The sequence below is a fragment of the Robertkochia marina genome, from assembly GCF_004799345.1.
GTDB classification, from domain to species: domain Bacteria; phylum Bacteroidota; class Bacteroidia; order Flavobacteriales; family Flavobacteriaceae; genus Robertkochia; species Robertkochia marina.
Window position 1 is genome coordinate 509,495 of sequence record NZ_SSMC01000001.1, and the last position, 26,155, is coordinate 535,649.

Sequence of the window (26,155 nt, forward strand, 5' to 3'; positions counted from 1 at the left end):
AATCTCAACACCATGCACTATCCGGAAAACGACCTTGTCGTTCATTCTATTGAATCATTCGGCACCCATGACGGTCCGGGGATCCGCCTGGTGATCTTTCTACAGGGGTGTAAACTAAAATGCCAATACTGTCACAACCCTGACACCATAGCTACCCACGGAGGGAAAGTGTACAATGTTGACGCCCTGGTGGAGAAGGCCATTAAAATGAAACCCTATTTCGGAGAAACCGGAGGGGTCACCGTTTCCGGCGGAGAACCACTTTTGCAGGCAAAAGCCCTGATCCCCCTGTTCAGAAGACTAAAGGCCGAAGGCATTCATACCAATATTGACACCAACGGAAGGATCCTGAATCATTTTACTGACGAGCTTACCGAAATGGCCGACCTTGTAATGCTCGACATCAAACATGTGCGGGAAGAAGGCTTTCAGGAAATTACAGGAGAAAAGAACAAAGACCTTAGCCTGGAATATGCCGCCCGCAGGGAAGCTTCAGGAAAACCCTTGTGGCTTCGTTATGTACTGATCCCCGAAATAACAGGCCAACCGGAATTACTTCATGAACTGGGACAGCATTTTAAAGAGTATCGGAGCATTGAAAAAATTGAACTTCAGCCTTATCACAAGCTTGGCATTCATAAGTGGGAGGCTTTAGGATGGGAATACCCCATACCCCATGCGCGTGAAAACACTCCGGAGGAGATCGGGGAAGCAGTGAACATACTGAGAGAATATTTTAAAGAGGTACATGTAAACTAAAAACACCCCAAATGCCTGAACTTCAAAAAATCATAAAAAATCGCTGGTTGATCGCTGCATCTGCCATAGGTATTCACCTTTCCATCGGATCGATCTATGCCTACTCGGTAATGACCAACCCTGTTAAGGACATATTTTCAACCGATGCAGCAGCCATTAAATGGGCCTTTAAGCTGGCTATCCTGTTTCTCGGACTCACCACTACCTTTCTGGGAAAATGGGTGGAAGAACAGGGCCCGAAAAAGAGCGGAATTGCGGCCGGACTTTTTTACGGAACAGGAATCCTTGGCGCCGGGCTTGGCGTGCACCTGCAATCGCTCCCCCTATTCTACCTTAGCTATGGAGTACTGGGCGGTATCGGGCTCGGAATCGGCTATATGGCGCCCATCAGCACCCTGGTCAAATGGTTCCCCGACCGTAAGGGACTCGCTACCGGGCTGGCCATTATGGGCTTCGGCTTTTCGGCATTGCTTTTCGGGCCACTGATGCAAGGTCTTTTTGAGCAGGTGGGAGTAGCCAAAGCCTTCTTTATCCTGGGATTGCTATACGCTTCCGTCATCATACTATCTTCCCTTTACCTGTCTTACCCTCCTGCCGACTACCTTCCGAAAGGATTTCATCCTGAAAAGGTTATTTCAGCCCAGGTAAATACAGATAGTATTAACAGCCCCGACGCGGCCCTTAAAACCCATCGTTTTTGGTTTCTGTGGACACTGATGTTCATTAATATCGCCTCCGGTATTGCCCTGATATCAGCAGCGAGTCCGTTAATGCAGGAGGCTTTACACTTTTCTCCTTTAAAGGCTGCTGCCATGGTTGGCATTATAGGTGTATTTAACGGCTTAGGGCGTATTTTCTGGTCAAGCCTATCCGATTACACGGGCAGGCTCCCCACCTTTATTTTCTTTTTCCTCTTCCAGTCCCTCGCCTTTTACCTGCTACCGAATACAGGCGCAGATTGGACTTTCCTACTGCTATTGTTCGTGATCGTGTCTATGTACGGAGGGGGATTTGCCATCTTGCCGGCCTTTGTAAGCGATCTTTTCGGGGTAAAACATATGGGGGTTATTAATGGCCGGGTATTATCATCATGGGCCCTGGCCGGGATCGCCGGCCCTACCCTTTATGATATCGTAAAGGCAGAAACCGGATCTATACAGACCACCCTGGGAGTGTTCTCTGTTATGCTGATGGCAGCCCTGGGCATTGCACTTCTTATGTGGTTCAAGGTTAGAAAAACCAGGGGTGATAAAGTAAAACATCTATTTTCACCGAAACTGGAGAACGTGGGTTGAGGGTCTAAGGGTTAAGAGTTAAGGGTTAAGGGGTTAAGGAGTGAAGAGGCAAACCTGCCATCCCTTCGGGAGGAATTCCTGCCGCCAGGCAGGGGAGCAAAGAGGCGACGGAGTGAACAGGCAAAGGGTTAAAACGGGGAATAATCGTCTTTGCAAGGTTTATTTTCCTATATTTAACAGACTTCCAGCTATATGCGTTGGAATTTTTGATTTTGATCTTCTCCCATTCCTCTGCAAAAAAGCTTCATTAGGCTTTTTAGACATTATTCAGGAACCAATTAATTAATACCACTCATGGAAACCCACGCCAAACAAAACCCGGCTCCGGTAAAAGATAAAGACCGGATCAGGGTACTCGATGCCATTCGGGGTATTGCTCTTTTAGGTATTCTTTTAATGAATATTTACATAGGCGGAAATTACGGAGGAGTCGAATACAATCAAACACTGATAGCAAACACTACCGGCCCGAATTTTATAACCACCGTAATAATCAGTATATTTTTTGAAGGTAAGATGAGGGCTTTGTTCTGCATGCTCTTTGGTGCCGGACTCATGCTTTATATTTTACAGAAAAAAAACCCGGAAAACCCCAAAGGGCTCTGGAAACTATACTACTCCCGCATGTTTTGGCTGCTGATTTTCGGGTTATTCAATGCCTATATATTGCTGTTCTACTACGACATCCTTTATTCTTATGCTGTTGCCGGAATGATCGTTTTCTTAATGCGCTACCTGAAACCAGGAATGAAAACCCTGATCCTTCCTATATTCATTCTTATCGGGCTGATAACAGATAATGTCATGTACCGAAGCGATCGGGAAACACGATTAACCTACCTGGAAGCTACCGCCCTGCAAGAGAAAGGTGAAGAAATAACTCCTGAACAAACAGAGGCTATAGAGGCCTGGGAAGAGATCTATGCCGACATGGATTTTTCGGGAGAAAAAAGGGATGAAAATACAGAAAAATTGAAATCAGGCTATCTCGATGTCGCTTCAGTCACCTATGAGCGCTCCTTCGAGGGACAGACCAAATACCTATTGTTTCTTTTGACAGATCAAATTCCACTGATGCTATTAGGTATGGCCTTATTACAATGGGGATTCTTTACCGGGCGCTGGAAGAAAAAATGGTACCTCTACACTTTGGTCATAGGGTATTTGGTGGGCTTCCCGATAGCCATTAATAACATATACACTGATCTGTATATTTTCAACAGTGAGGAAGCTTTCATGAACTTTATTGATAATAACCCATTTATCTGGTTCGAATTGAATTACCAGGTGCAGCGTATTTTTCTGGTGATGGGCCATGTTTCCCTGATCGTGCTGTTGCACAAGGCCAATGTATTCTCATGGCTGCTCCGAAGGCTTGAAGCCGTAGGCCAAATGGCTTTGACCAACTATCTTATGCAATCGGTATTGGTTACCTTTTTCTTTTTTGGGTACGGACTTAATTATTTTGACGAACTCGAGTTCTACCAGCTTTATTACGTAGTAGGTGTTATATGGATATTGCAGATCGCCTACAGTCCGATCTGGTTGCGATACTACCGCTTCGGGCCCTGTGAATGGTTGTGGAGAAGCCTTACTTATTGGCGTAAAATGCCTTTTAAAAGGTCAACCCCGGGAATCGTGGCTATGCCGGGGCAGCCGTTACAGGTAAAGAGCGACAAATAACCTGACCCTGTTGACCTCCACAGGAAAAGTAGGTAACATAGGTTACTGTAGGCCACCTGGTTGCAACTTATCTTTGTACCATCAAAATGTCATAAATATGCCAACAGTACAATTAACTGCTGAAAAATTCAGAGAAGAGATATTCGATTATACCGCAGAAAAAGAGTGGAAGTTCAAGGGTGACAAACCCGCCATTATAGATTTTTATGCCGATTGGTGTGGCCCGTGTAAAATGGTAGCCCCAATATTGGAAGAATTAAGCAATGAGCATCCGGAGATCACCATTTATAAGCTGGATACTGAGAAAGAACAGGAATTATCAGCCGCGTTTGGGATCAGAAGTATTCCGAGCCTCTTGTTCATCCCGATGGATCGCCAGCCGATGATGCAGGCCGGAGCCTTGCCAAAGCATGCGCTTAAGGAGGTTATTGAAAAAGAACTTTTAAACACTGTTTCCTAGATTACTATCAATTCAAAATCAGAAAACCGGGGCAAATGCCCCGGTTTTTTTGTTTTTATCTCAATGCTGTTTTAATCTATGAAATGAATTACACATTGTATCAAAGCTCCTTTTGGGCTGTTGGTATCACAATGGTTTGCAGGGCCTGGGCACTGATCCGGATCTCTCGCTCGAGTCCGTTCCAATTTAAACGAAATGACCTCGGAGTATTCCCCTCATTAAACACCACTACCGCCATGGTATTATCAGGATTAACAGCTGCGGTTACCATCAGAGATTCATCGGTAGCCTTTGCCTCAATGATCCTGGCTCCCGGACGTATATATTTACTGAAATGGGCCATGACATAATACAGTGGCGTGAAGTACACCTCATCCTGTTCAGGATCAACGATCACCGGAGCTGCGCACCAATTTTCGAACCAGTTCGGACCTCCCTGCCTGTCGAGTACCATATTCCAGTCTACCCAACCATCAACCCAATTATTCAAACACCCGATAATATCGCGGGCGTAGCGGTTTACCGGAGCATACTTGGGGTGCAGGTATTTTTTCTCTTCTTCTCTCCAATCATACCCCCAATCTGTAGCTTCTTTCTTCCAGTACCAGGCATCATCCTGCCATTGCGGTACCTCAGAGTCTACACAGGCTTCTGTCTGAATCAAATATTTTCCGGGAGCCTTTTCATGAGCATATTGCAGTTCTTCAGGGAAGTAATCATAGGTGCTTTCATACCAGTGAATGGCTGTCCCGTCAAAATATTTGGAACTTTCCTCATCGCGGAACATTACATCCACCCATTTAGGGAGTTCTTCACGGTTTTGATCATAGCCCAGGATAATCATCTCTCCCTTACCGTCTGCCTCCAACATAGGCCCCAAATGATGTTGTACAAAATCGGTCATTTCTTCAGGAGTGAAATGCATACTCTCCCAGTTATTCCCGTTACCGTTAGGTTCATTCTCTACGGTAAAACCCCAGATATCTATGCCTTCATTTTTATAGGCATCGGTATACTTTAAAAATACCCCGGCCCAGGCGTCATAATATTCAGGCAGGAGCTTTCCGCCCACCCACTCGTTATTATCCTTCATCCATGGAGCAGCGGTCCACGGTGAGGCAATGATACGGAATCCGTCTTCTGAAAACTCCATCGCCTCTTTGATCATAGGTATGAGATCATCCTTATCCGGATCAATGGTAAAATGTTCCAGTGCTGTATCGCCTTCTACCGGAGTATAGGAATACTGACCCAGGGAAAAATCACAGGAATTCATATGAGTCCGGGTAAGAGAATACCGGGCTCCTTCCTTCCCGAAGTATGCCTGCAGAATGGTATCTCTTTGGGCCTTACTCATCCTGTTAAGGAGGGAGGCCGAGGCCTCGGTAAAGGCCCCTCCAAAACCTGTAATGGTCTGGTAGCTCACTTCAGGATCTATGGTGATCACAGAGACTTCCTCTGCAGGTTTACCCCCGGTAACCTGTGTTAATTTATTACCACCGGCAGAAGTTTCAAACACAGTGATCTCCGGCTGCTCTTCCTTTTGGCAAGACGTGATCACACCACCGGTAAGCAGGACTAAAACAAGGTGTTTAATATTCATAATGCTTTCAAATTTTGAAATTAAATTTCTTCTGTTACAGCCGTCGGTCAGGATGCAGCTCCTTACTGTTCTTTTCTTCTCCTTTTAAGCTCCTGGCTGATCTCGTTCGCTTTCTCTTCGGTAAGGTCATAGTTACGCATTACATACATAGCCAGCAGGGTTCCTGCAATAGGGAGGAGGGTATAAAACAACCGGAGTCCGGTAATGGCTCCATCAGGCTGTTCAGCTGCCCCTTCGGTGAAACCAACCAACCCCATAATAAGCCCGGTAGATAATCCGGCTATGGCCTGACCAAATTTTACCATCCACCAGTAAATGGCTCCAAAGGTACCTTCCTTACGAGGCAGGCCGTATTTAAGTTCATCCAGGTCACATACGTCGGCAGTCATACTCATCATCATGGTAAACAGGCTCCCGATACCGAAGGAGAAGAAAGGTAATGCGATAAGAAACAGCCAGGGTTTTCCCGGAACGAATAAGAACCAGAAAAGGATGTAACCAATAATGGAAATGGCCTGGGAGATCATAAAGGTTCTCTTCTTCCCAATTTTTTCAGACATTTTCGTAACGATAGGGATCACAATAAAGGTCGTTGCAAGGGCACCCACACTGCCGTGCAGCGCTGGCCAGTTACCTGCTGCTCCGGCGTCACCCCCAAAAAGGTGGTATACAATAATGAAAAAAGAAAAAGCCGCAATGGTATTAAAAGAATTGAAGACCAGGAAGGTAGCTCCACAAAGCTTCATGAAGGGTTTATTTCTCCAGGCTTGCTTAAAGCCTTGCGTAATTTCCGTAAAACTATTTTTTACATTACCCAGGGTTATAGGTTTCAGGTTGGAGTCATTCAGGGTAGAATGACTCTTGATGAAAACTGCAGGTACCATTGCCAGGAGCATACATCCAATACCGACATAGATGGAAACCTCTCTGGCCCCGGCATCGGCAGTTTCAAACCACTCTGGCTTATACAGCACCACCCAGAACCAGGGTGCAATGACCCAGGCCCACTGCCCGATCCATTGTGCTACTGCCATGATGCGGGTACGTTCATGAAAATCATCGCTCATCTCGTATCCCATAGCCACATAGGGCACACTGAACACTGTTAATCCCAGATAAAAAACGAACGACAACAACAGGAAATACCAGAAATTATAGGTAAGTCCATTGGCCTCATAGAGCTGCCACATGGCAACAAAAGAAACCCCCATAATAACTGCCCCCGTAAAGACATACTGCCTGCGTCTCCCCCATTTCGATTTGGTATTATCTGAAATGAACCCCATAATTGGGTCAGTAATGGCGTCAAACAATCGCGGAAGAAAGAAGATCAAACCCCAAAGTAAGGGCGGAAATCCAAGGTCTTGCACAAGAACCACCATAAAAACCCCCAGGGCGGCCGGGAACATCTGGTTGGCCAGCATCCCCAGTCCAAAGGCGATCTTCTGCCCCATGGGTACTTTTTCTGAATATTCATGTGTATTTTTCATATCCTTTTTTTTAAGAGTGGTATCGGGAGTCATGGCAACTTGATCGCCTATAATATCCTCGGCATTTTTCATGTGGTTTAGTTTAAGGTTGGCTTTTGCCGGCAAAGGGAATGCACGGGATAAAAACCATTTAGTTGGTTTTAGTATTATTGGTAAACAATGTTTTCAAAATGTAATAGGCTTCCTTTTTTTGTCTGTCAATATCAATGATACCCCAGTATTCTTCATTAGGGGTGCGGTCATATGGCACTCCGGAACTCCCCGGGGCCCATCCTCCTTTATCCTGTTGGGAAGGATTTCCGGCCTTCCACCACTCATCTACAAAAGAAAACACAGCAACACCCAGGTTAACCTCTTCATGCTCTAAAACCTGGGTCAATATTTTTTGTAAGGCATCAGCCTGAGCCTTCTCGTTCTTACCTTCCTCATATCCCTGAGCAGCTACCGTCATATAACTGTCTGCTCCGGCTTCTGAAATATACATCGGTTTTTCACTTATCGCCTCCCATTGTGAAAACAGCTCTTGTGGATTATCCCACCGGTAGATATTCATCCCCCAGATATCCACTGCAGGACACTTTTCCAAAATTTCTGCAGAGGGCAACTCTCCATGGGCGGTAGCCACCGGATGATCCTGATCGATCCCCTGAATTTTATCCGCCATAGTATTCAAGGCCTTATACCAGGTATTGATATCGCCCCCGAACCATTCAGGGTGATAATTGTATTCATTACCCAGCTCCCAAAATAAGATCGCAGGATGGTCTTTGTATGTTCTTACATAGTCCAGACAGGTTTCAGAAAGTATATCGAATTGCCCGTTTTGGTTATATCCAAATCCTACGATCACACGAATACCCGCTTCATAGAGCTTATCGAGCACCATGCTGTCTGCAACAGGCTCATAAACCCTTACGGTATTAATACCGGCTTCCTGCATGAGCTGCAGATCACGGTCAAGATGCTCAAAACTCCTTTGGGTTTCGCCCCTGGAAACAGGGTGGTAACATACCCCTTTTATGGTATACGGAGTACCATTAACCTGCAGCTGTCGTCCTGAAAGGGAAACCTCCTGGGCTGCAGCAGTAAATAAGATTGCAAAGCACAGTACCGTAAACAATATCCTTTTTGATATGCTATTGTTCATTTGCATCCGTTTTAGTCAGTTCCGGAAGGTATACCTCCTGCATCAGTGCTTCCCTGTCGCCTTCAAAGGTTTTTTCTATTGGATTACCGTTTCTTGATAATCCTTTAAACACCCCCCGATCTACCTCATCCCAGAGTACATACTTGGCCTTGCCATCAACGGTGAAAAGGCCAAAATGATTTTCAGAACCCATGGGATTCGCAGCATCTTTCCAGATCTCATCAAAGGCCTCAAAATAAAAGCAAGCTATATTTTGGGCCTTGCTCCACGCTCTTATATTTCTGTAATACAATGCTTGTTTTACTTCATCGGCAGCCTTTGACCCTTCCTGACCATAGAAACCATCTGTACTACTGGCCCACCCGGTCTCGCCGATATGTACCGGTTTGCTCACCCCTATTTCTTCAAGGTAATCCAATACATTTTGGTGCTGAATTTTAGCGTAATCTGCTGCTGCCTTCATCGATCGTTCCAGTTGTTCCTCCTGAGATAATGCAGCGCTTGTATCTATGGCTTCGTTCCAAAACTCCGGATTGTAATGGGTGTCATGAAATGGGTAGGTATGCACCGAGATATAGTCTACAGCTCGGGCCAGTGCTTCCAATTCTTCCTTATGGTAAGAAGCATCTCCACCTCCCCAGGAAGCAAAATTATCTGAACTGGTAATCCACAGATCCTGCGACAACTGCCCTTCTTTTTTTAACTCCTGTAAATGGTTCACCCATTTGAGAATAACTCCCGGCTGAACAAAATAGCTGGTCGCCCAGTGCACCATAGCCTCATTACCTACTGCAAGTATCTTAACGATCTCAGGATATTTTTTTGAGAGCGCAACAGCCTTCTCGACCTCCCCGGTATTTTTATCAAGAGCCTCCGACTCGTGATCCGGGTGGTCGGTCCAGGCATCCTTGCAATCGATCCAGATACCCAGCATCACGTACATCTCAAACTCCGGATCTTCATCTCTTAACTCTTTGATGGCCTGCAGCACATTTGCTGCATGAGGAAAATGGACATTGTAGGTTCGTATCATATTCACCCCCATGGCCGATAAGATCAGCATATCCTCCTTTAACTCTTCAAGAGATGGCTGATCATCTCTACTCCCTTTCCGATAACCGCCATAGGAAATAGCCATAGTAGAGGTATCCTGCAACAGCAAAGCAGCAGTTTTCCCTTTGTTGGTCATTTTTTCACCTCCCTGGTCTTTACAGGCGGCAAAAAACAAGATCAGAAGGGTAAAGATTCCCTTGCCAAGCAGGTTTAAATTCTTCATATGGGGCATTAATTTATTGCAACTACGACCTTAATTATATCTCCGGTTCGTCCAAAGACCATGCTACTGTATTCAGTATCAAGAGCATTACCTCCCAGGGTCTCTACTTCCCCTGACCGCAGGTAAATCTGCACTTCATTTTTGTCGGCCCTGGTATAGATTACAGGCACCTGGCAGCAGGTAAAAGCCAGGGTATCCTTGTCTAATTCTATGGTCCGGAAGTTTCCTTGAATATCTACGTATTCAAAACGCGCCGGTTTGGCAAGAAACTCTTCCTCCTTCAGCATATAGGGTTTAAAGGTGAGGCTCCCTTCTTGAACAGCAACCCCCAATTCTCCAAACCTGCTTAAAACGTCTTCTTTCACCTGGCCTGTCATTCCGGGCTGCTGCGCCCCCTTACCTCCGGGAGTATGGGAGTATGGATCTGTTGGGAATGCTCCGTAAACCTCCGGAGACTTGTTGGCTCCTATACCTTCATTAATTTCAAAATAATGGGCAATGACACGATCCAGAACCTCTTTATCGGCACCTTCCCGTTTTGCCCTATCTGCTATCTCCCATACAGCCAGCAGCAATTTAGAAACCATATGCCAATAGATAGAGCCGAGCCCCTCATACCCGTAAAAGGTTCCTGAGCGCCCTGTAAAAGCTTTATGGTTAAATACCTCCTCGAAGATCGCACCCAACAGATCTCTTTCCTGACTTACCAATGTACTGTACTCTTCAGGAAGCTGATCAAGGGCCTCTTCAAGCGAATTTATATTGTGAAAATTACCATTAAAATGAACCCCACCGTGAATATCTGCCGATATCACCTGTTGATTGCCCTCAGCCAGTAAACGCTGTAATAATTTTGACTTATTTACTCCACTTTCAGGAATGTTATTTCGGTCCAGGAATTTTGGCAGCTCTTTGTTCGGATAAAGAATATAGCTGTTCTGATCTTCCCTGTAGAGTGCGCTTTTTCGTAAAGCATCTAACACGTTCAGGCTTTCTTCAACAGAAAGGTATCCGGAACTTAAAACAGCCACCTGCCCTTCCAGCATTTCTGATAAGTAAGAGATCTCTGCCTCCTGTTCTCCTTTAATGGTAACCAGGTTATAGGCATGGTAAAGACCATCAGATCGTTTGTTTGCCCTTACAGTATGTTCCATCCAGGTTTTAGCCAGGGCAGCAAACTCCTGTACCTCTTTCAGTGATAAAGATCTGCGTTCTCCTGAAAAACCATGCTCATAAATAGTTTTGCGATAATGGCTTCCGGCTTCTCCGAGAAGATCAAGGACCATTCTACGGTCCTGGTCAGAAATAGCTCCGGAAAGCAGTCCTTTATGCTGATCAAATGCCGATCGGATGTGTTCAAAGAAGGTATGTAGTTCAACTGAGATCTCCGGATCTCCTCCTGGAGAGTTTTCTATCAGGCTTTCCAGGTAGTTAAGAAATCTCCTCAGGTAATACAAGGTAACCATAGACACACCGTTACCTACCAGGGCGTTATTTGCATCATTCCATTCCGGACGCTGGGTATTCATCCAGATACCGCCCTCAGGAATAAAATTGGATAGTTTAGCTAAAACCGTGGCAAGGATCTTCTCTGTAAAATTCACTCTGTGAGTTTCTCCCTTCCTGTCTCTTATTAAGGCTCCGTCTGCTCCCAATTCATTGCGTGTTGCACGGATCTCTTTATCGGCAGCAAAATCAAAGTCGATAGTATTTTTTGGATCCTTTAAGATTGATCCATAGTCCTTGATACGGTAGGGCACATTAGCATACACAAAAATATTCTGGTCAAAGTATGCAGCCAGACGCTCAGGATAATATTCTTCAATAAATTCGAGGAATTTCAACAGGTAAATGATCTGATGATCACCCCAGTATCCGATGTAAGACCATGGGTTGTCCGGCTCTATGGTTTCCCAATCAAACCCGTCTTTGGTCACCCGGTATGGATTATAACCATCAAAGGTGGTTGCATTTAGAAACTTATGGATCATCCCTTCTATGAATTCCGGGTAAGCATGGGCAAGGGCCTCCCAGTTTTGAAAGATATCTCTCCAATTACCCTGATAGTCCAGGATCTTGGAACCGTCGATCTCATTCCTGGTATTTATGGAAAACTTATTCCAGGGGCGACTGGGATCGCCATGCCTGCGGCTGAACTTTAAAGGCAGATACTCCTTACAAAGTCGCTTCAGGTCCATATCATCGGTTTCTCCAACCAATCTATTCAGGTCGGCAAGAGTGAAAATAGGGGGGAGCTTATTTAACAGCTCCTCGTGCTTTTGGTATAGTGATTTATTGGCTTTACGGAGGTAGGGCATAAAATCTGATTTTTCTATTTGATAGTTACTATCAAAAATACCCCCTCTCATGATGTTAAACATCGTATTGGCAAAGTGCCTTGTTACCCTTCGTTTATCTGCAGTTAATTGCAAGCCATCAGCTGCTCCAACCAAGGCCTTAAGCTCTTCAGAACCTGCAGCTATATCACCTAGTATTTCTTCCTGAATATTATTTGCACCAAGGATCTGCTCCTTAAGACTGATAATGTCAGGAACCGATTTATTGACATCGGCTATGATCATCCATTCCCGGGCATCACCCGCCCCAAGAGTTATCGACGAATTCAAAAAATACGCTCCTTTTTCGGCCCTGACATCGGTCTCTTCATTTACTTCCTCTCCTCTTCTGAAGGCATCCAGCTGTAGTGAAGAAAGTAAACGCTTAGAACCCTGAAGCCCTTGAGACCAAACTACATTGGCCCGTAACGCCTCACTAGGCTCCGCTTTATCTACAATGACCGCACTAAGAGAATAGATCCCTATACCGGCCTGAGCCTGCAGTTCACATTTTTTATATGCATCTACCAGGTTACTGCTGGCATTCTGAAGAGCATCCTCAACTCCCCAGGGAAGTAGGTTCTGAATCCCATCGATCAGGTCAACCTCTGCTGCTTGCTCCCCGGTATTGAGCAACGATGATCGCTTTATAAAACCGAAGGTCGTACTCGAGTTCCACTCATACCTGAAAGTCATATCGAGGTCGTGATTTACCTCCTCAAAGATCACCTTATTACCAAGTGCATTTTTGTAGAGATTTCGCGACAGATTATACACCCCGAACTGACGAACGGAAAAAGGCTCCCATAGATATACCTTACCCTTAACGCTCACCCGGAATATTGATTTGCTCCCGGTGATCTCGGCCATCTCGGTTATTTTATCATCAGTGTAATAAGGAAAAAGGGCATAGTTACTGTTCTTTCTACCGGCGGTTAGCCCCCCATTACTCGCTATGAACATCCAATGGTTCGAGTTGCTCACTATGGTCATAAAAAAAGACCGCATCTGGTCTACATTGGTAATTTTATAGAATGTTTCGCCATCAACTACTGTCTCTTCAAAATCGATGTCGGTTTTGGCTAAAGATGCCGGTGTGTTTCCCAGGTGTATCTGCTGCATATTTTTCATGGAACTTATTTATTGTAACGAAGAATCAAGATGGTCTTCCTTAAGAAAAAGACCTCCCTAAAATGATCCGCATTAAATCAATCAAATTTAATGAGAAGAGAAGGAACAAGCTAATAAACCACCTATACAACACCACAACAAAGATGAAATGACCACTCCTTCAGACCCTGGGACAGATACCACACCTCCCTGTAAAACAGTCTGTGAATACCAATTGATTATCAGCATCATTCCTCAAAAAAAATGACCGACACCTGCAATCGGCCTTACGGAAAACAATGATCAGCTTCCTATAACAAACCTCAACAAAGCCTTTCAGATGATGGGGCATAATAAGGATACATTATAAACCCGACAATTTTACAAGGAAACACCTTCAATCTAATCTAATGCACTTATAAACAAAACTTTCAATAATGAACAGTGAGAATTAATTCATTAAATTTAACAGATAGTCTATATTCTAAAATATCTTAATAACGTCCCCTAAAGTCTTATGCATGGATAAAGCTTACGATATAGCAGTAGTGATCATTAATTACAACAATGCTCAATATACCATTGATTGTATTAACAGCATCTGTAAAAATACCTCTCCGGAACTTTCAATTCAATATATCATTATAGACAATGCTTCCGGAAGTGAGGATCTAGAAAAGCTCCAAAAATTTGCCCGTACCACCAACATACCTCATCTCACCTTATTTCCGGGCAGGATAAATACCGGCTTTGGAGGCGGTAATATGCTGGGGGTACAATTCGCAAATGCCAAATATTACGCCTTCATCAACAATGACACCCTGCTTCTTGATGATTGCCTTAAAATTTGCTACGAGTTTATGGAATCGAACGCCGAGGCCGGGGTTTGCGGTCCGCATATTAAAATAGAAGAAAAAGGCCAGGCCGGAAGTTTTGATCATTTCATTTCACTGACCAAATTACTATTGGGCAATGCATTTCTTGAAACCGCCGGGATAAAACCCAGGCGTAAAATCTCCTACCCAAACCCCATAAAGGTGGACTATGTAAACGGCAGTTTTATGTTTTTTCGCGCTTCAGATTTTGAAAATTCCGGGGGGTTTGACACGAACATATTTCTGTTCTATGAGGAAAGTGACCTATGCAAACGATTAAAAAAAGAAAAGAAATTTTGTTACTATATCCCACAGGCAAAGTACCTTCATTTTGAAGGGAAAAGTCAGGGAACATCTATACGGAAAAAGATAGAGCTGAAATTATCCATGCTTTATGTACTCAGAAAGCACGAGGGGCATCTCGTTTATCTTATTGCTAAAGGCTTTCTTATCTTAAAGTATTCCCTATCAGTCGTCATAAAACCAGGATATCTTCCGCTACTGAAGGTTCTGCTCAAAGGGACCCATCTTTCAGATTCCCTTAAACAAGATCAGAAGATCCTCGAAAACCGGTGGACTTAAAGGGCTAATATTCTATAAAAATTCTCTTTAAAAAGTATCAGGTTTTTCCCGGTTTCCAGTTTTTTGGAATGGTAACTTCATTTCCATCGCGCTCAGCCCTGTAATGGGGCGATAGAATTTCAACCCCGGCCTCATTAAACGCATCCTGGATATTGGCGTGCAGGTTAGAATAGATACGTGCCTGTTTACTCGCTTCTTTGGTATACCCATTGATCTGGTAGCTGATAAAAAAATCATCCAGGCTGGTTTGCAGTACAAAGGGCTTAGGCGTTTTTAAAATGAATTCTGTATTCAAAGCGGCCTGAACCATCAACTCATGTACCTGCCTCCATGGCACATCATAACCAATAGTGATCGTGGTATGTACAATGAGCCCGTCTCCCTGAGCACCCATAGAATAATTAATAGTACTGCCGTTCAGGATCGCAGCATTAGGAATGGCTATTTCTTCATTTTTAGGAGTTCGTATACGGGTAACCAGCATGGTTTTTTCAACCACATCTCCCTTAACATCGCCGATCTGTACACGATCTCCCTTTTTAAAAGCTCTCATATAGATAATCACCAACCCGGCAATGATATTACTTATGGCTGTGGTGGAACCCAAAGACAGGAGGAGACCAAGAAATACACCAACCCCTTGAAAAGCAGGCGAATCACTTCCCGGAAGGTAAGGGAAAATGGCAACAAAGGTGAACAAGTAGATAAAAATGCTGGTCAAACGATATGTAGGCATAGCCCAATCCGGATAAAACCCGGGCACTACCAATGCCTCCCGTTCAACCTCTTCTGCCAGAAATTTCAGAAATCGCTTCAGGTATCTGGCTGCTAAAATAATGATCGCAATAATGATCAATTCAGGGATATATCCCAATACAGCCATGGCAAATCGCTCAACCGGATGCAATACATAATTGAAAAGTTTTAAGGCGATAGGCTCTGTCTTTGGAAAAATGGTGAATAACAAAAGGGAGTAAAAATAGATCAGCGTTAGTAAAACCGCATTCTTAATAATGCCCAGTCCAAACAGGATCAACCGTTCGGCCCTGGCTCTTGACAGAAACTCATAATTGTTGAATTTAATAGCCTCAGCCCTGCCTTTCACTCTCTTAAAAACTAAGGAAACGATCCATCTCAATCCACGATTCAAATACCTAAATCCTATTAAAAACAGGATGAGTGCCGCCAGAAAAATAAATATTCGGTGTAATACCGCGGTCCAACTCCTGTCTTTCTGAGCTTCAAGGTAGGTTACTATGATATCATAATTCCTTTGAGACAGCTCTTTGAGGGTCATTCCCTGTCTTTCCGCCTCAACTTTGGTAATGGTGGTAATGGTATTTTCATCATAGCGAATGCTGCAAAACAGGTCTTCACAATACATGGAAAATTTTTCAAAATCGATGGGTCCGGTCTCCAGCATGTCGGCAATGCGCTTTGACAGCCCTGAAGCCCGCTCAGAAGCCGTAAAAGGCCCCAGGTTGGCCTTAATGGAATACAAGGTATCATCCTCAAAAATCACAAACGATTCCGCAGCATCCTTAACCACAATATCTGAAGACTCACTGAGCACGGTGGTATCTGCCGCTTCCCTGTTCTCACCTTGCCTCTGCTGTGCTGCAGGCTGAATATTTTGGGTAGCCCCGGCGCTATCCTGTGTTTGTTGAGCCGCTATGGGGTGTACCTGAAATAATATGGCCACCAACAAGATGGTAAATAACGAAATGGTATAAAGAGATCTTATCATTACCGTAGTGGGTTTTCTTAAAAACACCAAAGCAATGGAGGGGATCACTCAGTAGCGGTAAGAAAAGGAATCAGATTTAAACCTTCAATTTACTGATAATTAGAATATTATAGATCTAACTCCTTCGAAATATCAAATCAAGGCGACAAACGCATAATTCGGAAGCGAAAATCCCTTAAAAACCTTCCGCAAAAAGAGACATAATTATTATCTTTTGCCCCCGAATTCTCCAGGTTTCTTCATAGATCCTCACGAATATTCTTAAAATTCCAAAAACCCATGAAATTCTTTAAACTTCTTGTACTTATTGCCCTGAATGCGGGTATCTTTTACGGCCTGAACACCAAGTTTGGCAGTATACCCCCACTGGGCAAATTCCTGGCTCCCTCCCAGGGGGTCTGGCAAAATGAGTCTTCTGAGACAGCCGAAGCAACCTTGTGGCTACCCGGACTTTCTGCCCCTGTAACTGTTCAGTATGACGAAAACCTCATCCCTCACGTCTTTGCAGAAAACAAAAATGACCTTTATCGGGCACAGGGATACATTACCGCACAACACCGTCTATGGCAAATGGAATTTCAAACCATGGCCTCAGCGGGAAGACTTTCTGAAATTTTTGGGGAAGCAGCATTAAATTACGATCGCGGGCAGCGAAGAAAAGGGATGGTATTTGGGGCTGAAAAAGCCCTGGAAACTATGGCTGAGGATACGGAGATCATGGAATACCTGCAAGCTTACAGTGAAGGTATCAATGCCTATATCTCAGAACTTAATCAGGCTGATCTTCCGGTAGAATACAAAATGCTTGACTACGCCCCTGAACCATGGACCATAAAGAAAACAGCGCTATTGCTCATGTATATGACCGATATGCTTGCCGGGGGCGATTCAGATTTTGAATACACCAATGCCCTCTCTCTTTTTGGGAAAGAACGTTTTAATTTTCTTTTCCCAGATTATTTTGACAAGATCGACCCGGTGATCCCGAAAGAGCGCGACTGGAGCGAATGGCAGGTGAGTATACCTGATACACCCGCAGATTCACTGGCTTTGGATCAGTTGGCTGAGACCATGGAAAAACCGCACCCAGATAACGGAAGTAACAACTGGGCTGTCGGACCTGAAAAATCCTATTCAGGAAACCCCATTCTCGCCAACGACCCTCACCTGGGCTTGAATCTCCCGTCAATATGGTATGTAATGCAACTGGCAACTCCTGAACAAAATACTTTTGGGGCTACCCTGCCCGGGGCACTAGGTATCGTGATCGGGTTTAATGATAACATTGCATGGGGAGTAACAAATGCCACCAGGGATGTGAAAGACTGGTACAAGATCACCTTTAAAGATGATTCCAAACAAGAATATCTTTATGACAATACCTGGAAACCAACAACCCTGAAAGTAGAGGAGATCAGGGTAAGAGATGGGGAAACCTATCTCGATTCGGTATACTATACCCACCACGGACCGGTAACTTACGACGAGACCTTTATAAGTAAACGCGGAGGGGAGGGTTATGCTATGAAATGGACAGGTCACCTTGGAGGAAATAACCAACGTACCCTGCTGGAATTAAATGCGGCCAAAGATTACGAAGAGTATAAAGCAGCTTTAACCCATTTCCTGGCACCTGCTCAAAACTTCGTTTTTGCCTCTGACCAGGGTGATATTGCCCTGTGGATCCAGGGAAAATTCCCGAACAAGTGGGAAGGACAAGGAAAGTTCGTGATGGACGGAAGTAACCCCGAACATGAATGGCAGGGATTCATCCCACAGGAACACAATGCCCATATCAAGAATCCGGAACGCGGGTTTGTAAGTTCTGCCAACCAACACCCGGTAGACGAAAACTATCCGTATTATGTCTTTAACGACGGTTATGACACCTACCGCAGCCGGGTGATCAATGAATTCTTCCGAAATAAGGAAAAAGTAAGCATCGAAGACTTCCAGGCGCTGCACAACAATAATTATAACCTCATGGCCGCAGAGCTACTGCCGGTAATGTTAGATTCAATGGATACTTCGACCCTGACCCCGGAAGAAATGGCCATTTTTGAAAACGTAAAGAATTGGGACTTTTACAATGACATTGATGATGCCGGTCCTTCTGTTTTCGAAACCTGGTTTGATACCCTGAAACCCATGCTTTGGGATGAATTCAGCAATAAGGATCTGGCATTAGACAGACCCTTCAATTTCCAGACCGTTAGAATGCTGACCGAACATCCTGATGATCCGTTTATTGATATAGAGGCTACTCCCGAAAAGGAGGATGCCAATGACCTCTTCCTGGCCTCCTTCAAAAAGGCTGCAGCGCAAATACAGGAATGGAGCAAAGAGCATGGGGAGTACCATTGGGGGCCTTATAAGGCTACCTATGTGGGCCACTTATTACAGGACCTTCCTGCCTTTTCGAGATTCAACCTTCCTATCGGCGGGAATTCAGGGATCGTCAATGCTACCTCAGAAGACCATGGCCCCTCCTGGAGAATGATCGTAGAGTTGAGTGACCCTCCGAAAGCCATGGGTATCTATCCCGGCGGACAATCAGGTAATCCGGGAAGCAAGCACTACGACGACTTCATAGACCGATGGGCAGCTGGAGAGTATCTCGAACTGGAATTTGTTCCCTATGGAGAAGAATTAACAAGCAAAGTATCAACCCAAGTTTTAAAGAACGAAGAATAATGAAAACCCTGTTCAACCTTATATTAACGGCCGCACTGGCCTGGATCATCACCTTGTTCACCCCATGGTGGGGGGTTATGGCAGCCGCCTTACTCGTTGCCGTGTTAGTGCCGCTTCAAGGCCTGAAATCATTTATCATACCCTTTATGGGGGTGTTTCTACTATGGGCGTACCAGGCGTATTCGCTCAGCAGTGCCAACGACTTTACCATGGCTGAAAAAATTGCCACCCTGCTTCCTCTGGAAGGCAATACTTCCTTGCTCATTGCAGTGACCGCCTTTATCGGGGGGCTTGCCGCAGGGAGTTCCGGTATGCTGGGCAGCCAGTTAAGAGCTAGATCTAAATCCTGAATACCTTTACAATCCAATTGAATAACTTACCCCGTAACAGCAGATGTTCCGGGGTTTTCTTTTTTAATCACCGCATCAATTTCCTGCACTGCATTACTATCCTTCCACGATCAACTCAGCTGGTTTACATCCCATTTTTTGAGGGGATATAATTTCTTTAACTAAGGGAATAATCTTACATTTAGGCAACTAACTACTGCTCAATATGAAACGATTATTCTTATTCGGACTTGGCGTTTGTTTCCTGTTAACAAGTCCGGACCTAACCGCACAACGAAAAAAAAGATCTAACTCTCCATCAACCACAGAAAAGACAGTTTCGCTGGATGCCTTTAAAATGCGTAATGTCGGACCGGCTTTTCTATCCGGCCGTATCTCCGATATTGTCTTTCATCCTGACAACGACAACGTATGGTATGTAGCAACGGGCTCGAGTGGTTTATGGAAGACAGAAAATGCCGGAACCACCTGGACCCCGCTTTTTGACGGTCAAAAATCCTATTCACTGGGATGCATCGCTCTTGACCCATCAAACCCCAATACGATCTGGGCAGGTACCGGAGAAAATGTCGGGGGGCGTCATGTAGCCTATGGCGATGGTATTTACCGCTCTGATGACGGAGGTAATACCTGGAAAAATATGGGCCTGAAGAACTCTCAGCATATTTCTGAGATCATCGTACACCCTGACAATTCAGATGTAGTATGGGTAGCAGCTCAGGGTCCGTTATGGAATAAGGGAGGCGAAAGAGGTGTTTACAAGACCACCGATGGTGGAGCAACCTGGACACAAGTTCTGGGAGACAACGAATGGACAGGAGCCACTGACCTTATATTAGACCCCAGAGACCCGCAAACATTGTATGCAGCCACCTGGGATCGTCACCGTACAGTAGCCGCCTACATGGGAGGTGGCCCCGGATCAGGCATCCACAGATCAACAGATGGTGGAGAAACCTGGACCCGACTGACCAATGGATTGCCAAATTCAAATCTCGGGAAGATCGGAATTGCCCAGTCTCCGCAACAGCCTGATGTACTTTACGCAGCCATCGAACTGGATCTTACTGAAGGAGGGGTCTATCGTTCAGAAGACAATGGGGCTTCCTGGAAAAAAATGTCTAATACGGTTTCGGGAGGAACCGGACCCCACTACTACCAGGAATTATATGCGAGTCCGCATAAATTTGACCGCCTTTACCTTATGAACGTAAGAGTATTGACCTCTGAAGACGGAGGTAAAACTTTTACTCAGCTTAAAGAAGAAGAAAAGCATTCAGACAATCATGCCATTGTTTTCAAAAAAGATGATCCTGATTACATTATGCTCGGAACTGATGCCGGAATCTATGAGACCTTTGACCTGGCTGAAAACTGGCGCTATATCAAAAACTTACCTCTGACTCAATTTTACAAGGTTGCAGTTAACAATGCCGAGCCTTTTTACCAGATTTTCGGAGGAACGCAGGATAACGGTTCTGCGGGAGGCCCTTCTGCTACTGATGAACGTGAAGGAATTTCCAACAAGCATTGGTTTAAAACGCTTGGAGCCGATGGTCATCAATCGGCTACCGATCCTGTTTATGATAATATTATTTATGCAGAAACCCAGCAGGGTGGACTACACCGGGTAGATCTGACTACCGGTGAACAAGTTCCGATCCAACCACAACCTAGTCCGGGTGATCCACATGAACGTTATAACTGGGATGCTCCCATTCTGGTGAGCCCCCACAATCCTGAGCGTTTGTATTTTGCATCCTACAGAGTATGGAAATCAGAAAGCCGTGGTGACGACTGGACTCCGATATCAGGAGACCTTACCAGGAATGAAGATCGCTTTACCCTGCCTATTATGGGACGAAATCAATCATTTGAAAATCCATGGGACGTTCGGGCTATGTCTAATTACAATACGATCACCTCTCTGAGTGAGTCGCCCGTTAAGGAAGGCCTGATATATGCCGGCACAGACGATGGGTTTATACAGGTCACCGAAGATGGCGGAGAAAACTGGACCAGCATTCCGGTCACAAAATTAGGCCTGCCTGAACGCAGTTTTGTCAATGACATCAAGGCTGACCTTTTTGATGAGAACACAGTATATGTGGCGCTCGACAATCACAAGGAAGGAGATTTTAATCCGTATCTCTTTAAAAGCACCGACAAGGGAAGAACCTGGAAATCTATAGCTTCAGATCTGCCCGAGCGCACCCTGGTGTGGAGAATGGTTCAGGATCATGTTAAAAAGGACCTGTTATTTGCAGCCACCGAATTCGGACTCTATACTTCCTTAGACGGAGGGTCTCACTGGCAAAAACTCGGGGGCACCCCAAATATGTCATTCAGAGATCTTACCATCCAAAAGCGAGAGAACGACCTTGTAGCAGCATCGTTTGGAAGAGGATTCTTTATCCTCGATGACTATAGCCCTTTGCGGGCCATGACTGAGGAGGCTCTTCAAAAAGAAGGAGCGCTGTTCGCACCACGCACGGCAAAGTGGTATATCCCCAGAAGTAATGTTGGAAATACAGGAGCCGACTACTATTTTGCTCCTAACCCGGAATTTGGCGCAGTATTTACCTATCATTTATCCAAGGAGTATCCCTCAGCTAAGAGTCAACGTAGTAAAACAGAAAAAGAACTGAACAAGGAGAATAAAGACGTGCCTTTCCCCGGATGGGAGGCCCTGGATCAGGAAAAGATCGAAAAGGGACCCAGGGTAGTCATCGTCATAAAAGATGCTGATGGCAATATTATAAAAAGACTTTCAGAGAAAGCCTCCAAGGGAAGTCATCGAATTGCCTGGAATCTTACTCACAGTAATACGTCGCCTATAAATCCCGACCAACAAGGAGAATCCAGAAGGTGGTCAGGTGGGGCTATGGTTACTCCCGGTACTTATTCAGCCAGCCTTTATCTGGATAACAATGGCGAAGCAAACCTTCTTGACGGTCCGGTTCAGTTTGAGGTAAAACCAATACGTGAGGGCGTTCTGAAAGGTGTAGATTATGACACTTACAATGCATACCGGGAAAGAGTTAGTTCACTCCAGGCAGCGTATACCCAAGCGAACCATAAGTTCCTGACCTCAAAAAAACTGCTGACAGCATATAAGGATGCTGCATCAAAATCAAACCTCGAACCCGGCACACTCTCAGCTGAATTTAAGGAGGCAGATGCTATGGTTCGTAAGATCGATCTAAGCATGAACGGAAGCCCGACAAAGGATAAAGTTGGCGAAAAGAACGATCCTAATTACTCGACCTATATGCGAATGGCACGGGCTGGTCTTAGAACTACCTATGGGCCTACACCATTACACAACCAGAACCTTGAACATGCCGAAGCAGCATTCAAAAGCCTGCAGGATGATATTGAAGATCTTGCAACTCAGAAATTACCGGCCATTGAAGGGGTCCTGAATGCGTCTGACGCCCCTGCCGTACTTAAAAATTGAAAACCTTAAGCTTTATAAATAAAAAAGCCGGCCCAAATGGCCGGCTTTTTTATTTCACCTGCCAACAGGGAATATCTAATGAGAAATTTTCTTGCCTACCTATTTTACAAGAAGCACTGAATCTATTTATGTTTCATCTGCTAATAGCGTAACTTTAATCCTATGGAGGAATTCGCTAACAGAATGAAACAGGGCACGTTATATCGTTTGTTTAAACGATATGAAAAATACATGCCGATCCTGTTCTTCATAGGGGGATTCATCTTTGACTCACTGACTCTCGGACGAATAGACCGACTGTATGACATGACCATGCTCTGGCTCTACATGTTGCTTCTTACGGCCACCCTTTATGCATACAATCTGGCTGATGACGGCAGGTGGAAAGATCATTTTCTTGAGCGGGCAGAACCCTATTTTCCACTTATTATTCAATTTTTCTTCGGAGGCCTGTCAAGTGCCTTTGTGATCTATTTCTCGAGGAGTGTCTCCCTGTCAAAAACCGCCTCCTTTTTTGTGATCCTTCTGGTGCTCTTCCTGGCCAATGAATTTTTAAAGAGCAGGATATCCAATAAATACCTGCAGTTCAGCATTTATTTCTTTGTACAATTTACCTTCCTGGCTGTTATGCTCCCCGTATTACTCTCAGAAATGAATACGGCCATTTTTATTATTTCAGGTATTCTAAGTCTATCCTCAACCCTGATCTTTATAAGTGCTATCTACGGAATAAGCCCGTCTACACAGAAAGAGATCTCGCTTAGAAAAATATCGTTTTTGATCGTCCTGATCTATATTGCCATGAATGCCTTTTACTATTTCAACCTAATTCCACCGGTACCCCTGGCCCTGCAGAACGGGATGGTAGCACACCGCGTAGAGGTCATTGACAATCGGTATCATGTCACATATGAAAAAGACCATCCTTTAATTTTCTGGAGAGACCACCGCATAAAGTACATTCACCAACCCGGTGATCCCGTATATATATTCTCGGCGGTCTTCGCCCCTACTGATCTGAAAAAGTCGATAATTCATCAATGGCAGTTTTATAGCCCTGAGAAAATGGAATGGGAGATCGTTGACAATATAGGATACAGCATTACCGGCGGTAGGGACCGCGGTTACAGAGGGTATACTTATAAATCGAATGTCTGGGAAGGAAAATGGCGGGTCAAAGTGATCACCGAAGATGAGTTCATTCTGGGAGTGATCGACTTTGAGATCATTAATGAGGGGGAGCTGAGACCCGGGCGACTTATAACCAGAAGTTTTTAAATGACTGATCTTGAATGTTTTATGCCCTTGCTCAATATTCCATAAATATTTATTTATGCTTTTGATAATAATATTAAATAATTATTTATGGATTGAAATTACAATCTTTGCAGCAGTTAAAAAAACAAAAATCTTTCGAAATGGAAATCAAAGAAATGACTGCTACAGAGATCTCCCTGGCTAACGTAGATCTCATCAAAGGGCAATTCACGCCTGCTGAAGCCATCGACATCATCAGTGCTCTTATCGACCAGAAGGTAAACTTTCACGAGGTTCGCAAATTCCAGCGTTGGGAACTTGATCACGACTGCGGTACAGAAGATCTTGACCGTCGCATTAGTGAGTTAAAGCAAGAAAAAGTAAAGACCAAAGAATTTCTCAGCAAATTCCTGAACTCCAACAAGACCATCACCATTAACGGGGTGCTGGACGTAACTGTATCCGACAACTCTTAATCGGAAACCCCTTTGAACCTATAAAGGTTATCGTTTCTCCTCAGGAGGATATTTATCACAGCATTTATTATAAAAAGGATATGACTGAAATTTCCAATACTACCCGGAGATCTAAAACACCTGCGCAAAATTCTGAGAAAGCTCCACTGCTTTCTACCCTGATCCCACTTTTATTTTGGATACAATTAGCTGTCACACTGGTACTTTCCGGTGTATACCTTACAGCTTCAAGTTCATGGTATTTAGACGGGATATTACGTGTTAACGGATTCACATTACTCATGTGGACAACCGTGAGTTTGTTCAGTGCTTTAATAAGCACCTATGGGAAACGTTACCTGGCCGGGTTCAAATTTGAAGGCAAATTTATGCTGCTCACCCTCGCCTTTACTATTTCTGTTATGCTTTTAATGGCGGCAGAACATTTAGCAGTTTTAGTGATGAGCTGGACCGGAATGGGGTTCTTTATGTCAAAATTGATCGGTATTAACCGCCATTGGGGCGAGGCGAGGAATTCGGGCAATATTGCTGCCCGACACTTTTTTGCCAGTTCATTTTGTCTTGCCGCAGGCCTCGCAATTCCGGCAGTAACTCTTGAAACCTATCACCTTAGCAGTCTCCTGGAAGCCCTGCCTGGTCTGCCTGCCTCTTATTTATTCATTTCGGCCCTGTTGGTTATTACAGCCGGAATGATACAATCGGCCATCTATCCATTTCACCGATGGTTACTATCAAGCATGACGGCACCAACGCCTTCCTCTGCTTTAATGCACGCCGGTTTTGTGAATGGCGCCGGACTTTTGCTTACCCTTACTGCTCCGCTAATCGTTTTATCAGATACCTCTACCCTGCTGTTTATCATAGGAGGGCTTTGTGCCGTGGTTGCCCAGTTTGCCAAGCTTCTTCAAATAAGTGTTAAACAACGCCTTGCCTGTTCTACCATAGCACAAATGGGCTTTATGATCATGCAGTGCGGTCTTGGATTCTACAATGCGGCCGTAGCACACCTTATTCTTCACGGCTTCTATAAAGCATACCTCTTCCTTTCTTCAGGAGAGGGTGTACAGCAAACGCACCCGAAACTCCCCCCACAGATCAGGATCACCCCGGGTCAAACCCTTTTTGTTCTGGTAAACGGCCTTGCAGGTGCCTGGCTATTTGCCCAGCTTACCGGAAAAGGGCTGCAGGTAGACAGCGGAATCTTTTTAACCCTGATCGTTGCTATTGCGGTAGGTCAGGTAACGTATAACTTCATAAAACAATACACCCTGCCCACCCTGTACCGCATAACGGTACCGGTCCTGATGTATATGGCAGGTATTATTCTTTACGCTTTGGCCTACAACGGCGTTGGAGCCTTTATGGCCGAAACCCCAATGGCTATGGCCCCACAGCAGCTCACCCCTGTTCAGGTATTTTTCGGTATCCTGTTCCTGATTGGGTTCTTTATCATGAAACTTGGGATATACAGAAAATACCCCTGGCTTTACGTACAGCTCTTAAACACCACTCAACCCTTTCGTCAAACGGTTTTAAAATTTAAAAAACAGTAGCA

17 protein-coding genes are annotated in these 26,155 nt (G+C 44.7%); 11 read left to right on the plus strand and 6 right to left on the minus strand.

The genetic code is table 11. The features are described 5' to 3' along the window. The first annotated feature begins 12 nt into the window (after positions 1-12). The 4 genes from pflA to trxA all read left to right on the plus strand — a co-directional run bounded on the left by pflA (position 13) and on the right by trxA (position 4,197). Positions 13-759, plus strand: coding sequence for a pyruvate formate-lyase-activating protein (gene pflA / locus E7Z59_RS02125; protein ID WP_136334641.1), 747 nt, complete (start codon positions 13-15; stop codon positions 757-759). 11 nt (positions 760-770) lie between these two features. Next, the gene (locus E7Z59_RS02130) at positions 771-2,054 is read left to right on the plus strand and encodes an L-lactate MFS transporter (protein WP_199287164.1); all 1,284 of its coding nucleotides are present in this window, start codon (positions 771-773) and stop codon (positions 2,052-2,054) included. A gap of 294 nt (positions 2,055-2,348) precedes the next feature. Continuing rightward, entirely contained in the window at positions 2,349-3,737 is a 1,389-nt protein-coding gene (locus E7Z59_RS02135; protein ID WP_136334642.1) for a DUF418 domain-containing protein, read from the plus strand. Between the two features lie 97 nt (positions 3,738-3,834). Then, a complete protein-coding gene (gene trxA, locus E7Z59_RS02140) occupies positions 3,835-4,197 on the plus strand; it encodes a thioredoxin (protein WP_136334643.1) in 363 nt (120 codons plus the stop codon). Between the two features lie 100 nt (positions 4,198-4,297). On the opposite strand, the gene E7Z59_RS02145 is transcribed toward trxA, so the two are convergent. The 5 genes from E7Z59_RS02145 to E7Z59_RS02165 all read right to left on the minus strand — a co-directional run bounded on the left by E7Z59_RS02145 (position 4,298) and on the right by E7Z59_RS02165 (position 13,171). Then, a complete protein-coding gene (locus tag E7Z59_RS02145; protein ID WP_136334644.1) occupies positions 4,298-5,800 on the minus strand; it encodes a glycoside hydrolase family 30 protein in 1,503 nt (500 codons plus the stop codon). 62 nt (positions 5,801-5,862) lie between these two features. Beyond that, the gene (locus E7Z59_RS02150) at positions 5,863-7,362 is read right to left on the minus strand and encodes an MFS transporter (protein ID WP_317130449.1); all 1,500 of its coding nucleotides are present in this window, start codon (positions 7,360-7,362) and stop codon (positions 5,863-5,865) included. A gap of 58 nt (positions 7,363-7,420) precedes the next feature. Beyond that, on the minus strand, positions 7,421-8,437 hold the full coding sequence (locus tag E7Z59_RS02155) for a glycoside hydrolase family 2 TIM barrel-domain containing protein (protein WP_136334645.1): 1,017 nt from the start codon (positions 8,435-8,437) through the stop codon (positions 7,421-7,423). Beyond that, positions 8,427-9,722: a glycosyl hydrolase family 17 protein gene (locus tag E7Z59_RS02160; protein WP_394346644.1), complete on the minus strand. Its 1,296-nt coding sequence runs from the start codon at positions 9,720-9,722 to the stop codon at positions 8,427-8,429. Before E7Z59_RS02160 ends, E7Z59_RS02155 begins: the two co-directional genes overlap by 11 nt. After that, positions 9,722-13,171: a hypothetical protein gene (locus tag E7Z59_RS02165; RefSeq protein WP_199287166.1), complete on the minus strand. Its 3,450-nt coding sequence runs from the start codon at positions 13,169-13,171 to the stop codon at positions 9,722-9,724. Before E7Z59_RS02165 ends, E7Z59_RS02160 begins: the two co-directional genes overlap by 1 nt. 509 nt (positions 13,172-13,680) lie before the next feature. Between E7Z59_RS02165 and E7Z59_RS02170 the strand changes: the two genes are divergently transcribed. After that, a complete protein-coding gene (locus tag E7Z59_RS02170) occupies positions 13,681-14,616 on the plus strand; it encodes a glycosyltransferase family 2 protein (protein WP_136334648.1) in 936 nt (311 codons plus the stop codon). Positions 14,617-14,653: 37 nt separating this feature from the next. Here E7Z59_RS02170 and E7Z59_RS02175 read toward each other — a convergent pair whose 3' ends face one another. Next, positions 14,654-16,363 (minus strand): mechanosensitive ion channel family protein, encoded by a 1,710-nt coding sequence (locus tag E7Z59_RS02175; RefSeq protein ID WP_136334649.1) that lies wholly within the window; start codon positions 16,361-16,363, stop codon positions 14,654-14,656. 279 nt (positions 16,364-16,642) lie between these two features. Between E7Z59_RS02175 and E7Z59_RS02180 the strand changes: the two genes are divergently transcribed. From E7Z59_RS02180 to E7Z59_RS02205, 6 genes are all read left to right on the plus strand, one after another. Further along, on the plus strand, positions 16,643-19,057 hold the full coding sequence (locus E7Z59_RS02180; RefSeq protein ID WP_136334650.1) for a penicillin acylase family protein: 2,415 nt from the start codon (positions 16,643-16,645) through the stop codon (positions 19,055-19,057). Continuing rightward, positions 19,057-19,407, plus strand: a complete 351-nt coding sequence (locus E7Z59_RS02185) for a hypothetical protein (RefSeq protein ID WP_136334651.1) — start codon at positions 19,057-19,059, stop codon at positions 19,405-19,407. Before E7Z59_RS02180 ends, E7Z59_RS02185 begins: the two co-directional genes overlap by 1 nt. Before the next feature lie 205 nt (positions 19,408-19,612). Beyond that, the gene (locus E7Z59_RS02190; RefSeq protein WP_136334652.1) at positions 19,613-22,867 is read left to right on the plus strand and encodes a WD40/YVTN/BNR-like repeat-containing protein; all 3,255 of its coding nucleotides are present in this window, start codon (positions 19,613-19,615) and stop codon (positions 22,865-22,867) included. A gap of 162 nt (positions 22,868-23,029) precedes the next feature. Beyond that, positions 23,030-24,145 (plus strand): DUF2914 domain-containing protein, encoded by a 1,116-nt coding sequence (locus E7Z59_RS02195; protein WP_136334653.1) that lies wholly within the window; start codon positions 23,030-23,032, stop codon positions 24,143-24,145. 140 nt (positions 24,146-24,285) lie between these two features. Continuing rightward, complete coding sequence (locus E7Z59_RS02200) at positions 24,286-24,600, plus strand: hypothetical protein (protein WP_136334654.1); 315 nt, start codon at positions 24,286-24,288, stop codon at positions 24,598-24,600. Positions 24,601-24,680: 80 nt separating this feature from the next. After that, positions 24,681-26,153, plus strand: coding sequence for a proton-conducting transporter transmembrane domain-containing protein (locus E7Z59_RS02205; RefSeq protein WP_143969381.1), 1,473 nt, complete (start codon positions 24,681-24,683; stop codon positions 26,151-26,153). Positions 26,154-26,155 lie beyond the last annotated feature (2 nt).

Coding starts and splice junctions, on each gene's coding strand:
- E7Z59_RS02170 (WP_136334648.1), top strand. CDS start 13,681: ATGGATAAAGCTTACGATATAGCAGTAGTGATCATTAATTACAACAAT.
- E7Z59_RS02180 (WP_136334650.1), top strand. CDS start 16,643: ATGAAATTCTTTAAACTTCTTGTACTTATTGCCCTGAATGCGGGTATC.
- pflA (WP_136334641.1), top strand. CDS start 13: ATGCACTATCCGGAAAACGACCTTGTCGTTCATTCTATTGAATCATTC.
- E7Z59_RS02155 (WP_136334645.1), bottom strand. CDS start 8,437: ATGAACAATAGCATATCAAAAAGGATATTGTTTACGGTACTGTGCTTT.
- trxA (WP_136334643.1), top strand. CDS start 3,835: ATGCCAACAGTACAATTAACTGCTGAAAAATTCAGAGAAGAGATATTC.
- E7Z59_RS02175 (WP_136334649.1), bottom strand. CDS start 16,363: ATGATAAGATCTCTTTATACCATTTCGTTATTTACCATCTTGTTGGTG.
- E7Z59_RS02205 (WP_143969381.1), top strand. CDS start 24,681: ATGACTGAAATTTCCAATACTACCCGGAGATCTAAAACACCTGCGCAA.
- E7Z59_RS02130 (WP_199287164.1), top strand. CDS start 771: ATGCCTGAACTTCAAAAAATCATAAAAAATCGCTGGTTGATCGCTGCA.
- E7Z59_RS02145 (WP_136334644.1), bottom strand. CDS start 5,800: ATGAATATTAAACACCTTGTTTTAGTCCTGCTTACCGGTGGTGTGATC.
- E7Z59_RS02195 (WP_136334653.1), top strand. CDS start 23,030: ATGGAGGAATTCGCTAACAGAATGAAACAGGGCACGTTATATCGTTTG.
- E7Z59_RS02185 (WP_136334651.1), top strand. CDS start 19,057: ATGAAAACCCTGTTCAACCTTATATTAACGGCCGCACTGGCCTGGATC.
- E7Z59_RS02160 (WP_394346644.1), bottom strand. CDS start 9,722: ATGCCCCATATGAAGAATTTAAACCTGCTTGGCAAGGGAATCTTTACC.
- E7Z59_RS02165 (WP_199287166.1), bottom strand. CDS start 13,171: ATGCAGCAGATACACCTGGGAAACACACCGGCATCTTTAGCCAAAACC.
- E7Z59_RS02150 (WP_317130449.1), bottom strand. CDS start 7,362: ATGAAAAATGCCGAGGATATTATAGGCGATCAAGTTGCCATGACTCCC.
- E7Z59_RS02200 (WP_136334654.1), top strand. CDS start 24,286: ATGGAAATCAAAGAAATGACTGCTACAGAGATCTCCCTGGCTAACGTA.
- E7Z59_RS02135 (WP_136334642.1), top strand. CDS start 2,349: ATGGAAACCCACGCCAAACAAAACCCGGCTCCGGTAAAAGATAAAGAC.
- E7Z59_RS02190 (WP_136334652.1), top strand. CDS start 19,613: ATGAAACGATTATTCTTATTCGGACTTGGCGTTTGTTTCCTGTTAACA.